The 12425-nt window shown below is 41.7% G+C and carries 16 protein-coding genes, 1 pseudogene and 1 riboswitch; of the genes and pseudogenes, 2 read left to right on the plus strand and 15 right to left on the minus strand.

What is annotated here, in order from left to right:
* The first annotated feature begins 124 nt into the window (after window positions 1-124).
* Complete coding sequence (locus J7E52_RS20185) at window positions 125-448, plus strand: helix-turn-helix domain-containing protein (RefSeq protein WP_214750235.1); 324 nt, start codon at window positions 125-127, stop codon at window positions 446-448.
* Between the two features lie 148 nt (window positions 449-596).
* On the opposite strand, the gene sinI is transcribed toward J7E52_RS20185, so the two are convergent.
* From sinI to flaG, 6 genes are all read right to left on the minus strand, one after another.
* The gene (gene sinI, locus J7E52_RS20190; protein ID WP_309476914.1) at window positions 597-737 is read right to left on the minus strand and encodes a DNA-binding anti-repressor SinI; all 141 of its coding nucleotides are present in this window, start codon (window positions 735-737) and stop codon (window positions 597-599) included.
* Window positions 738-768: 31 nt separating this feature from the next.
* Window positions 769-854: riboswitch (cyclic di-GMP riboswitch) on the minus strand.
* Window positions 855-1526: 672 nt separating this feature from the next.
* Complete coding sequence (gene hpf / locus J7E52_RS20195) at window positions 1527-2084, minus strand: ribosome hibernation-promoting factor, HPF/YfiA family (RefSeq protein WP_214750236.1); 558 nt, start codon at window positions 2082-2084, stop codon at window positions 1527-1529.
* A gap of 252 nt (window positions 2085-2336) precedes the next feature.
* A complete protein-coding gene (fliT, locus tag J7E52_RS20200; protein WP_214750237.1) occupies window positions 2337-2681 on the minus strand; it encodes a flagellar protein FliT in 345 nt (114 codons plus the stop codon).
* Complete coding sequence (gene fliS, locus J7E52_RS20205) at window positions 2681-3082, minus strand: flagellar export chaperone FliS (protein WP_214750238.1); 402 nt, start codon at window positions 3080-3082, stop codon at window positions 2681-2683. The genes fliT and fliS overlap by 1 nt, the downstream gene beginning before the upstream one ends.
* 24 nt (window positions 3083-3106) lie before the next feature.
* Window positions 3107-4618 (minus strand): flagellar hook-associated protein 2, encoded by a 1512-nt coding sequence (locus J7E52_RS20210; protein WP_214750239.1) that lies wholly within the window; start codon window positions 4616-4618, stop codon window positions 3107-3109.
* A gap of 14 nt (window positions 4619-4632) precedes the next feature.
* The gene (gene flaG / locus J7E52_RS20215) at window positions 4633-4995 is read right to left on the minus strand and encodes a flagellar protein FlaG (protein WP_286197947.1); all 363 of its coding nucleotides are present in this window, start codon (window positions 4993-4995) and stop codon (window positions 4633-4635) included.
* Between the two features lie 458 nt (window positions 4996-5453).
* On the opposite strand from flaG, the pseudogene J7E52_RS27100 reads away from it, so the two are divergent.
* Window positions 5454-5600: pseudogene (locus J7E52_RS27100) on the plus strand (IS5/IS1182 family transposase); the annotation flags it as partial.
* A 501-nt stretch (window positions 5601-6101) separates the two neighbouring features.
* On the opposite strand, the gene hag reads toward J7E52_RS27100, so the two are convergent.
* From hag to J7E52_RS20265, 9 genes are all read right to left on the minus strand, one after another.
* Entirely contained in the window at window positions 6102-7007 is a 906-nt protein-coding gene (gene hag, locus J7E52_RS20225) for a flagellin Hag (protein ID WP_214750241.1), read from the minus strand.
* A 136-nt stretch (window positions 7008-7143) separates the two neighbouring features.
* Window positions 7144-7377, minus strand: a complete 234-nt coding sequence (gene csrA, locus J7E52_RS20230) for a carbon storage regulator CsrA (protein ID WP_214750272.1) — start codon at window positions 7375-7377, stop codon at window positions 7144-7146.
* Complete coding sequence (gene fliW, locus J7E52_RS20235; protein WP_214750242.1) at window positions 7377-7820, minus strand: flagellar assembly protein FliW; 444 nt, start codon at window positions 7818-7820, stop codon at window positions 7377-7379. The genes csrA and fliW overlap by 1 nt, the downstream gene beginning before the upstream one ends.
* Before the next feature lie 11 nt (window positions 7821-7831).
* Window positions 7832-8410 (minus strand): DUF6470 family protein, encoded by a 579-nt coding sequence (locus J7E52_RS20240; protein WP_309476915.1) that lies wholly within the window; start codon window positions 8408-8410, stop codon window positions 7832-7834.
* A 41-nt stretch (window positions 8411-8451) separates the two neighbouring features.
* Window positions 8452-9330: a flagellar hook-associated protein FlgL gene (gene flgL, locus J7E52_RS20245; RefSeq protein WP_214750243.1), complete on the minus strand. Its 879-nt coding sequence runs from the start codon at window positions 9328-9330 to the stop codon at window positions 8452-8454.
* 15 nt (window positions 9331-9345) lie between these two features.
* Complete coding sequence (flgK, locus tag J7E52_RS20250) at window positions 9346-10905, minus strand: flagellar hook-associated protein FlgK (protein ID WP_214750244.1); 1560 nt, start codon at window positions 10903-10905, stop codon at window positions 9346-9348.
* Window positions 10906-10935: 30 nt separating this feature from the next.
* Window positions 10936-11424, minus strand: a complete 489-nt coding sequence (locus J7E52_RS20255; protein WP_214750245.1) for a flagellar protein FlgN — start codon at window positions 11422-11424, stop codon at window positions 10936-10938.
* Between the two features lie 76 nt (window positions 11425-11500).
* The gene (gene flgM / locus J7E52_RS20260; protein WP_214750246.1) at window positions 11501-11764 is read right to left on the minus strand and encodes a flagellar biosynthesis anti-sigma factor FlgM; all 264 of its coding nucleotides are present in this window, start codon (window positions 11762-11764) and stop codon (window positions 11501-11503) included.
* Between the two features lie 218 nt (window positions 11765-11982).
* Window positions 11983-12396: a TIGR03826 family flagellar region protein gene (locus J7E52_RS20265; protein ID WP_214750247.1), complete on the minus strand. Its 414-nt coding sequence runs from the start codon at window positions 12394-12396 to the stop codon at window positions 11983-11985.
* Between the last annotated feature and the right edge of the window lie 29 nt (window positions 12397-12425).

Below are 12425 nucleotides of genomic sequence, written 5' to 3' on the forward strand. Positions count from 1 at the left end.
TGTCCTCTCTAGCGATAGCATGTCAAAGTAATCCAACCTTACAGTCGTCTTGTTTTGAATGATAAGGTGGGCTACTGACACTTATTAGCGGAAGATAAATAGAACATGTTTCGAGGTGGTATTGATGATTGGTGAACGTGTAAAAAAACTGCGAGAAGAAAAGAAAATGTCGATGACTGAACTTGCCGATAAAGCTGGTGTGGCAAAGTCTTATTTAAGTTCGCTCGAGCGGAACTTACAAACGAATCCTTCTATTCAATTTCTTGAAAAAATCTCCGCCGTACTTAACATTCCTGTTGATGCCTTGCTTTATGATGCACCAAATAAGGAAACCTTGGACACCGAATGGATGAAAATCGTTGAGGAAGCTATGAATTCGGGTGTTTCAAAACAACAATTCAGGGAATTCATCGAGTTTAATAAATGGAGAAAAGATAAAGAAGAATAGAGTGGTAGTGTACTAGTTTACCTACATAATCCTGAAGAATACAGTTTGAATAAGCTAGACTCGCTAGAATCTCAAGGAAGAATAAACCCTATAAGCAGCTAATGAATATAACCCTGTTTATAGGGATGTTCTCGATCTTGTTCGGAAGCTATTTTCCATCGTTCTCCTCTAATGTTACCTCAAGGCTTTCGCGTTTAAAAAAAGCACTGATTTCCTCTTTTTTGAAACCCAAGCTCCTTGCTTCTGAAATCAATTTCACCCATTCATGATCTATTTCCACATTTGCCACCTCTTCTACCTCCTGGAATACTCTTTGTATTTCAGGCAGACCAGCCATCATAGTCGCGAGGACCTTAGACCTGTGCCTTTGCGCCCTCATCTTTCAATAAGTTTGCCTTTGTCGTGGTATTTATTACCAAACACATTACTTATAATCATATTATAACGGATACACACTCCATATATTGCTATTTTATGTCGGTAATCCACATAAATGCAAAAACTTTCATCCGACAAAATATTACAATATTAAGAAAATTAAAATTTCAGGTGATCTTTCATAGTATTATTCAGTCTCGTTTTTTTATAATAGTATATATTACTCTTCTTAATATTTCGTTGCTCTGTATTGATTCTCTCAATTGTAAGTGCATCCAAGGCTTTTTGCGCAGTTAAATCCTCACCGCAGGTCGGGCAAAGCCACTTTCCATATTCCGCACTGCTAAAAGAAGCCCTATGGCATGTATGGCAATTCTTTCGATACAAGTAATCCAACCCCTCTGCACCTTGATCAAATTGTTTTTTATAAAAAAACCAGTTGTTCTTTTTAAAGAACTAACAATTCGAGTATAGTACAAAAAATAGGGATATTTGAATAGGTAAAAATAACTATTTATCTTAATAAAGAACAAATTCCGTTCTCTTAAATGAACTTTTGGATTTTTTAGAGAACATAAGGAAGCAGTCCTTTTTTATGCTTTTCAAGTAAATCCAACAGGAAACGAATGGTATTCTATTAATATGCATTAAAAAAGCACAACCCAGAGGCTGGGCTGTGCTTTTGATCTTAGAATAATAATTAACTAGGTTCAATCAATCCATAGCGTCCATCTTTTCGACGGTACACTACGTTCGTTGTATTAGTATCCGCATTCGTGTAAACGAAGAAACTGTGACCAAGCATATTCATTTGTAAAATCGCTTCTTCACTGTCCATCGGCTTTAAATCAAAGCGCTTATTGCGGACCACTTCAATATCATTATCGTCTTCGAATTCATCCACCACTTCGTCGACTTCCGTATTGAAGGCGAATGCATCTGGTGCAGTCGATAGATTGTTCCGGAACTTACGATTGACCTTCGTTTTATGTTTACGAATTTGGCGTTCAAGCTTATCATTGATCAAGTCAATGGCAGCATACATATCCGCATTTTCCTCTTCAGCACGAAGAACCAAATTCTGCATGGGAATCGTCACTTCGACCTTTGATGTATTATTGTTCACTTTTAAATTCACTAACACATTTGCATCTGGTGTATTGTTAAAATATCGTTCTAACTTGCCAATTTTCTTTTCGACGTATTCTCGAATTGCTGGAGTTACCTCAATGTTTTCACCGCGTACGTTGTAATTCATAAAGTGAGTCCTCCTTAAATTAAGACTATACAGTTAGATTCTACAATACCCCTCCGGTTCCTTTTAGAAACACATCATGAAATATGTCGAAATAATGAAACAATTGTCGGAAGGTTTGGAAAGGGTTGATGTCTGCCCTAGCTTCATTATATCAAATGCTATGCTATAAAGAAAAAATTAAGCCTATATTATTTACAGAAAATTTAAAAATAATTAACATAAAAACCGTTTGGTATCCAAACGGTTGGGTAATCAATTTCTTTTATCGTAGAACATGCCATCGACTGATAGACTTTCATATGGGTTCGTGTATTTATTAGATGATCGTTTCTTCTTATTTATTTCCTGGATATCCCGCTGTATCTCCTGCTTTTGGAGCTTCAGCAAGTGATCGACCTGTTGGTTAAGCAACAGTGCTGCACGGCCCAGCTGCTGCTCTTCGCCAGTAAAAGGCGGTTTGATTTGAGAAAGAAGTCCATCTCGCTGATCAATCAGCTTTGTGATCCTTTCTATTTTATCATCACGCTCTGTGATCGTGTGATCTTCCAGGACGGCAAGCAATTCAGCAGTCAAATCATGAAAGGTTCTAATCACCATTACACTTGACCGCTTTGGGTAAATTGTTTTTTCCGATTGATCTGAATTACTTCCTTCCAAGTATTCCGGAACTCAGTAACAAGTCCCTCAACTTCTTCCAAGGCAGAAACATCATTTTTCATATTCGCTTCTATCAGGCGCCGGTTCATGAAATCATACAAACTCATCATATCTTTGGATACATCCGTATCCATATTCAGCGTCACCATCAATTCGCGGATAATATTTTGCGCCTTGATGATGTTCATATTCTTCGCTTCGATATTTCCTGCTTCAATGGCCTTCTTCCCAAGCATGATGAACTTCAAACAGCCATTATACAGCATTAATGTAAGCTCTCCCGGGGATGCTGTATTGACTGAATTTTGCTGATACGATTGATATGGATTATTTATCGCCATATTTAACTTCCTTTCCGACTTACCTTAACTAAAATAAGAAGCTAACGATGCACTTTGGCTGTTTGCCTTTTGAATCGCTTTTTCCATCGCCGTGAACTGGTTGTAATAGCGCGATTCCAATTTCGTTAACTTTGCTTCAAATGTTGAAATCTTCTTATCTAGCCCATCAACCAATTTTCCGATTGTAAAATTGCTATTAACATATCCGGCCTTTCCGGCTTTTTCAGTAATCACTTTCATGGATGATTCTATATCATCCCTTAACCGGCGTGCGAGGCCTTTGTCGCTCTTTTCCGAACCATTGGCCATGAACATATCATAAATCGCATTGGGATCCTCACTTATGGCTGCCCGGAGTTTGTCCTCATCAATCGTTAATTTACCGCCCTCCAAATAATTTTTGGTGGTGGTGATCCCCAAACTGCTGAGATTGTTTTTTCCCGTGATCCCATCCACCGAGGTGTATAGGGATGACCTCATTGTGGTCAGGAGGCTTTTTAATGTCGAATCGCTTTTTAATGTACCGCTCCTCGCTTTTTCTTCCCACAGCTTCACTTCATCCTCTGTCATCGCCTTCTTTTGCTCGGTTGTAAGCGGGGTAAAGGAGCGATATTTCGCTTCACCCGTTTTATCTTGAACCTTTTTAATGACTTCATTGTATTTATTCACAAACTGTGTGATCGTGTCCAAGATGGCATCCACATCAGCTGTTGAAGAGAAAGTGACTGTATCCGTCGTTTTTTGCTTTACCGTTATTTCCGCTCCATTAATCTGAAACGTATTCGAAGGCCTCGAAATTTCCAGTCCATTATAAACAATGGATGCATTTTCCCCTTTTGTGCCGCCAGTTCCTTCATTGTTACTGCCTATTTTTAACGTATTGAAAAAATCTCCGGTGCCACCCAATTCAATCTCAGGCCGATCTTTAACATCACCGGTATTTTTAGCAGTGATGGAAAACTGCTTGGACGTTTCATCGAAAAATAGAGTCACTCCCGAGTTAGCATTAATTTTATTTATGACACTCTCTAACGTATCGTCCGCATTAAGGGTAAGCGTATACGGTTTTTCCACTGTTACTCCATCTTTTACTTCCGTATCAAAACCGCCATCTTTATTGATGGCCAGTATCGTAATATCTTGAGGTGTCGTGATTCCCAATTCCGATAATTTCTTTTTAGGGTCAGTAACAGCTGATTTCTCCGTACTTGTCATGGTTGCTGCTTTGGCCAGTCCATTCACTTGTATATTCCCTGAAAAATCACTGGTCGAATTCACATTTCTCACTGATACAGCATCTGGATTCGATACCGTCACCTTCTTTTTAATAAAGGAAGACTGCTTCCCGATTCCATCACGAATGAGCGTATCCAATTCAGATAAAGCCGTATTTATCGAACGGTAATCATCCCGCTGCCACTCGGAATACTGCTTTTTCTGTGTTAATTTATCCAATGGCACCCGTTCTGCCTGCATCATGCTTTTAACTAGTTCATCAATGTCCATCCCGCTTGCTAAACCACTGATTCGTACCAAAATTGATCACCCGCTTATATTTTTTCATCCACCATTATGCCGACAAATTCCGTCATTGCCGCATAAAAATCCAATAACTTCTTCGGAGGAATTTCCCTGATCGTCTCATCCGTCACGTCATCCACTACCTTGACATAGTACTCATTCAGCTTCTCGTGATATTCAAAACGAATGGCCGTATGTGTCGGATTCAGGAGGGTATTCAAACTCTCCACCATTTCCTGCACCTCTTCTTTTGAAGGCTCTTCAGTAGATTCCACACTTTGTTCCGAATAGGCAAGCGTATTCATTTCCCGCTGATAATATGAACTGATTCCCTCCGAGATTGCTGTTCTAAGTTGTGAGGAAAGAATATTCGTGGACAAACTCTCCAGCATCTAAATAGCCCCCAATATGATGTCTTTACTTTTTATATCGGTAATTAAAGTTTTATATTTAGTAAAGCTTTGATTTTGGTTTAAACTGCAGACTATCATGAATGATCTTTGTCTATAATAGAGATTCTACTAAATAACTCCAGAAGAATATCTGGAGTCTAGTTGATTTCCACTCCAGGCACTCGCTTTCCGCGGGCGGTCCGTGAGCCTCCTCGGCGCCATTGCGCCTGCGGGGTCTCCCTTGGACACGTATCTCCCGCAGGAGTCTCGCACCCTCCGTTCCAATCAACTTTTGTTTTAACATTTAGATAGAGCTCCTTTACCTACACTATTTTGAACAGATTTCCCTCGAATCTTAATGAAGTCTACAGAAAGAAAACGGATAAGTGCAAGCATGTATTGCTAATTCCGCACATGCGAAAGCCAGTGGGAATAAGCGGAAAGTTGGAGAATCTGAAGCCGTTTTAGCAAATGCAGCTTACAAAACACCAGCCCCAGCCATTACAAACTCCCATTACGGCAAAGAAATCATACCGGCTTTACCCTATATACGTCCTCGAACAAAAGAAGGATTCTTCCGAAAGCATTATGTGTATGTTGAACATCTCTATTGATTCATCAAATCCTGAAAAATAAAAAAGGTGTCGGAATGAGACCACTCCGACACCTTTTTGTCTACCAACTGAAGACTCAATAAAAATATCTTGAGTCTTTCTTGAATGAAACCAAGTAAAGATTAACGTAATAATTGAAGAACACCTTGTGGTTGTTGGTTCGCTTGCTTTGCGACTATGTCTTTCGATCATAGAATAGACTATATCTTCACCCTTACTTTATAAGGGGCTGGGCACTTCGAATGGCTATCGCCACCCTACGGATTTCATTGTCATAGCTTTCGCCTTAGACTGTATATCCTAGTCGTTGAACCTTCTCCAGAGTTTCCTCAAAGGAGCTTGGCTGCTGATTATCCATTATGTCATCTCCATCATTTTCAGACCATCACGCTTACCGTTTCCAGTTACGTTGTGGTTGATGTAGCTTTAGGAAGTTCCAGCAATTCACCCAGTCATAATTTTATCCATTACTGGATAAAACGCCCTTCAAATTTACCTTAGAAGTTGTAAAACCCCTTGAGGTGCTGAATTTGCTTGAGCTAACATTGCTTGAGATGCTTGCGCCAAGATAGAGTTTTTAGTTTGCTCCATCATTGTTTTAGCCATATCTGTATCACGGACACGTGATTCAGCAGCTGTCAGGTTTTCAGAAGAAGTACCTAAGTTGTTGATCGTATGCTCTAAACGGTTTTGGTTAGCACCTAATTTAGAACGTTCAGCAGACACTTTATCGATCGCTGATTGGATTTTCGTGATAGCTCCTGATGCATTAGCAGCACTAGAAACATCAAGTCCAGCTTCAGTAGCGGTAGAGTTAGTACCATCACTTACGCCATTGGCAGTCGTAAATCCTGGATCAGCAGCAGTACCAGTCAATCCAAGAGCAGCTGCACGCATATCAGCAATTTCAAGTGTTAGACTTTGGTTTTCGTTTGCACCGATTTGGAATTGAAGGCCAGTTCCTGCGGTAGCTGTATCTTTAGAACCATTTAATAACTTTTGAGTATTGAATTCGGTGGTATTACCAATACGGTTGATTTCAGATGTTAATGAATTCATTTCTTTTTGGATTTCACCACGATCAGTTGATGTATTAGTATCCGTTGCTGCTTGTGTAGCAAGTTCACGCATACGTTGAAGGATGTCAGTCGTTTCGTTCAATGCACCTTCAGCCGTTTGAATCAATGAGATGGCATCTTGTGAGTTACGGGAAGCTTGGTCCAATCCGCGGATTTGCCCACGCATTTTTTCAGAGATTGCAAGCCCGGCTGCGTCATCCCCTGCACGGTTGATGCGCATGCCTGAAGCTAGTTTTTCCATTGATTTGGATTGTGCATTCGTTGCACTTGATAATTGACGGTGCGTGTTTAGAGCTGAGATATTGTGATTGATAATCATTTATGTTTCCTCCTTGAGTTTAAGGTCCCACGTCCATGTGGTTTTTTACGATGGGCAGTGAATAAGTCGGCCGCCTATTTCACTGTCCATCGTTGTATATGTAATATCGACCTGCTTGGAAACATATTTAGCGTTTTTAAGATTTTTTCTTGAAATACTCATTTATGTTTTCCAGAAAATTGGTTTCTGTTTTAGAGGCTTTTCTATTTTCCTGCTGGATGGACAGGTAGATTTCCTTCCTATGGATATCGACGTTTTTAGGGGCATTGATCCCCAGTTTGATCTGTTCCCCCTCAACGGACAGGATGGTAATTTCGATATCATCGCCAATCATGATCGCTTCATTTGGTTTCCTGGTCAATACGAGCATCATTTCCCCTCCTGTTCGGCTGGAGGTTCAAACAGTCTGTGCTTTGTACGGTATTCACTAGCGTTCATGATGTATTGCTTTCCGACTTTTTTTGGGCCATTTATGATGATCGGAGCCTGAAGATTCGCCGTCGTTTCATTGAAAGGGTCCTGGATCGTTAAGATGACGAAAGTGATGACTTCCAGTTCCGTTTCTATTTGTAAAGAAGATAACACCTCATCCGTAAGCTTCACTTCGTAATCATGAAACACTTCAAAAGGATCCGTCACAATGAAGGCCAGCTCTTTTGTTTCTGTCGATTGCAGGACGAAAAATGGCGTGTCATCCAAAGCTAGCAAGCAAAACTGTTTTTCTTCCAAAAATCCTGGTATCCCGCTTTCAAATACATAAATCTCTTTCTCTTCCAATTCAAGTTCGCCATGAAATTTCGTTTGTAGAATCATCTATGTTTTCACTACCTTATTTCATCTGGAAATAGATTGATGAAATCTATATCCAGAGCATTTTTTTGTAGAATTTCCACATCCACACTTCCTGGAGTGTATGTATGGTTCAGTCTATTGATTTGAGCATCAATGATCGGTTTTTGGGCGGTTGCTTCAATCTTCACTTGAGCTGGCTGGTAGTCAAGCTTCACGCTGAAATGAGAGGGAATCCAGCCGAGATTGAATTGCTTCTCAGGTCCTTTGCTGTTTTGCCTGGCCTGATCAGCAAGTGGATTACCGACTTTTTCAATATGCCTTAGCTCAGTTCCCTGCTGGGCACGTCTTGCCATACCCGCCAGCCAATCTTGATATCCCTGCTGCGCAAATTCATCGACTCTTCTTGAGAGGCTTTTCAAATCCATGTCTTCCCTTGCCTTTGACTGATCGATCGTCAGCTTGCCTGGGGTCGTTTGAATCTCCAGTATGGCATGCGGCTGTTCGATTGATTGGACCGCCGCCTTCTGTTCGATTTGCTGTACAGGCTGCTCTATATTCAATCCAATCTTCATTGGGGTGGATTGCAATCTAATTTGTGGAATCTGCATCATCAACACTCCTTATAGAAAAAAGCTATCCATTTAAGAATAGCTTAGCGAAGAAAATCCAATAAACTCGGCTGCATGATTTTTGCTCCGATACTTAATGCGGCACTATGGACACTTTCCTGGGTCGTCAAATCCATGATTGCCTTTTCGATATCGACATCCTCATTTTTCGAAAGGATTTCAGTGGCAAAAACCTCCTGCTGCTTGAGACGGTCCGTCATCAGCTCAATCCGATTCTGCCTTGCGCCAACCTGTGCTTGCATGCCTAAGGTTGTATTTATCGTTGCGTCAAGTCCTTCCAGCGTGCCGCTCACGTCCCCGCCGTTTTCGAGTGCCTCGATTGTCTGGTCGATGCTTCCGCCGGCAGCGAGTGCATCACCAAAAATCTTGGAACCGTCCGTATTGATTTTAAGGGAAATCCCGGAAAACACTTCAAGGTTTATGTCCCCTGTGCCATACACCGTATTTCCATTCCCATCTTTAACGGACGATGGCCTCACATTCGTATCCTGGCCGTTGAAAATATACTTCCCGCCAATCTGTGTGTCGCCAAGAGTTATGAGATGTTCTTTTAATTGTTTAATTTCTTCAGTAATGGTTTTAAGTTGTTCCCCTTCATACGTGCCATTGCTGCCTTGAACGGTTAATTCACGAATCCGCTGCATGGCGGAAACACTTTCCGTAATGGCATCATCCGTGCTGTCGATCCAATTGGTCGCCTCGGCAATGTTGCTTTGATACTGCCCTATTTGATTGAGATTTGTCCTGTACCCCATTCCCATCATGGCCGCAACAGGATTATCGGATGGTTTGGAGAATTTCTTTTGAGAGGAAACCTGCTCTTGCAGCTTGGACATCTTTTCGTAACTGCTGCTTAAATTGCTCAGCATATTATTGGTTAGCATCGATTGCGTTACCCGCATATTCGTCTCCTCCTATTAACGGCCTGCTGTACCCATTCCGTTTATGATTTTATCGAGCATTTCATCCATCATCGTCATCATTCTTGCGGATGCGTTGTATGCCTGCTGGAATTTGATCATGTCCGTCATTTCTTCATCAAGGGATACGGAACTGACTGACTCCCTATTTTGATTGACGGAGGCAGCAAGCACGACAGAATTGGAAAGGTTCTTTTGGGCGCTTTGGGAATCCACGCCAAGCTTTCCGATGATACCGGAATAATAGGTGTCGAAGCTTCCCGTCAATTCGTCGGAGTTTTGGTCCTTAGTCGAGTACTCACTGAACGCCTTCTTTTTAAGGTCAGCAAGGAGTTTGGCGTTTTCATTATCACCTGATGCCCCTCCGCTTTTTCCGCCTGCGGCGATTTTTGTGGGATCCTTAACGATTTCACCATTCACCTTGATGCTTTGGGCGGCACTCTTACCAGGTTCAATTTCAAAGAAGTTCAATGTTGAAGTGTTGCCATCACCTAATGCATAACCTTGTTTATGGATGGCATTGAACTCATTCACAAAAGCCGTCGTCATATTATCGAGCTTTTTCAGAATATCAGGATAAGCGCCGCCGATTGTGCCATCAGCCTTCTTATAGCCGAAGCTATTGATCAAACCGGACAGTTCTCCCGAGAAATTGTAATCCGTCAATATTTTCGAACCAAACTTCAATCCGTCCACCATACCTGTCTTTTTATCATGGCTAACTTCAACTTTCGAAGTTCCCACCATCCCGGTTTGGTTAACACTGACTAGATTGATGGGCGGTGCAAAGGACGAACCGTCTTCTTGCATCAATTCGATGTTGTATAGCCCTGTGGCCACATCGCTGGCTTTGCCGTAATCCGTCGGAATGACGTTATTCACTTTAATGCTGACAAGCTGCGAGAGATTGTCTACGAGTACATCACGTTTATCGTAAAGGTCATTGGGGATATAACCGTGCGGCTCCACTTTGCTAATTTGTTGGTTAAGCTGATCAATGCTGCTGATAAGCGTATTGATTTCGTTCGCTTTGACGTTTATCTGATTTCCGATATCCGTTTGAACGTTCGTTAGCGAGTTGTAGTAATAATTTAAGGTATCCGCGACCATGACGCCCGTCGAGGCAACGACCTCACGCGCCCCGGAGTTTTCCGTATTCGCCGTCAGCCCCTGCAGCGAATTCCAGAACTTCTCCATTGTGGCGGCTAATCCGCTGTCGGTCGGTTCGTTCATGACGCCTTCCATTTTCGTCAGGGATTCGCTCATGGCCCCGTAATAACCGATTTTATTACTTTGTGTCCTGTATTGTGCGTCCAGGAAACTATCCCGGATCCGCTGAACCGTTTCAGCTGCCACCCCTGTCCCGATTTGGCCGGCAACGCGCGGACTGTTCAAACCGACAGTAGGAAAGCCCGACGTCTGGACCAGGTTGACCCGCTGCCTTGAATATCCTAATGTATTGGCATTGGCCACGTTATTTCCTGTTGTATACAAGGCCCCTTGAGAGGTGGATAATCCGCGTTTGGCGGTCTCAAGACCCATAAAGGTTGAAATCATTTGCTCGCACCTCCATCTTTTTTCTGCTTATCATGCTTTGGAATCAAACATGCCCATGCCGATTTTGGCCGTTTTCTTAACCGAATCCCCATAATTCAGGTTCTGGTGCTGCGGTCTCAGTGTATCCAAGGAGACATTGATGAATTGAAGCGACTGATAGATCAATTGCTGATTTAAACCGTTCCGCTCCTTCAGCTTTGCCACTTCATCAAGCAATTCCGCTTTTAGCATTTCAAGGATTTCCGTTTCTTCAGGTCCTGTCAGTTCCGTTATGGTATGGATGGAGGCAGGCTGTCCCACCGTTCCACTGGCTGCAAGAAATTCCTCGACTGCCCTTTCTCTTTCTTTATCCGTCTGACTGATCGCTTTAATATGCTTTTGTTCCGAAATCAGCAGGGCAGTAATTGCCTCGGTATCATTCGCTTTCAAAATGGCCGTTTTTCTTATCGCTAATTGATTGAAGCTTTTATGAAGCTTAATCAATTTTTCAAGCGATCCGATGATGTTCCGTGCAGACATTTTGCTGCCTCCTCCTTTCAGAAATGAAGGACGGAAAATGGCTCCGTCCACTCATTCAAGCTTTTTCATTGAAAATTCATTTCCGGTAAAAATCAATGAGACCCTTAGCCGTTGCTTGTGCATTCAATTTATAATTTCCTTTTTCAACTTGGATTTTCAATTCGTCCACTTTTGCTTGTCTTGCAGCAAGAAACGGTGATGATTGCTGCATTTCTTTTGCCGCTGAAGAAATTTCAACTTTATCCGAGGATTTGACCTTGGATTCTTTGATATTCCCCGTTTTATTGGCTTGAAGATTATAAGGGTTAACACCTGTCATACCGACGTTATTGATTTTCATATTCCAGATCCTCTCCTTCGGTCGATTTTATAAATCATAATGTTTCGATTCCTTAACACATGAAAATGGCTCTGGACTGTGTTATTCTCCCTATCTTTATTATCGACAAGGAATGGATTTCTTTAATTGTTTCCTGTAATCTTTCCTTCGACACCCAATGTCGAATTTTGTTCTCAATATCGAATATTTTAACAAATACCGCATCATGTTTCCATGATTTATCCTTTTTGATCATCCTTCATGTAGTACGTATTTTTTTTATCATTTCCTTGAATTTCAGTCAGGCGCTTTTCCTCATTTTCAAATGCCTGCAAATCCGACCTCATTGAATCGCCGCATTTGCCGCATAACCTTCCGCTCTTAATGTTAGCACCGCACTTTTCACATGGAATTCCTAGATTGGGAAACTGCGCCAGCCTTCCCGTTCTCACAAATTTAATAATTAACGTTTCTTCAACGCCGGTGTCATTGACAACCTGCATCATGGACGCCGTTCTATTTATTTTCTTGCGAATATATGCATACACTTTATCATATTGGGCTTCTTCTTCTTTATAACAGGCATCGCATACATCACGGAATTTCGTCATAACGAATAACGAATTACAGTTTGGACAGTTGAAAACTTCCATCGGGGCCCCTCCTTCACCATCACAGCGAT

Origin of the sequence: Bacillus sp. ISL-34 (assembly GCF_018613325.1) — a bacterium.
GTDB lineage: Bacteria > Bacillota > Bacilli > Bacillales > DSM-1321 > Peribacillus.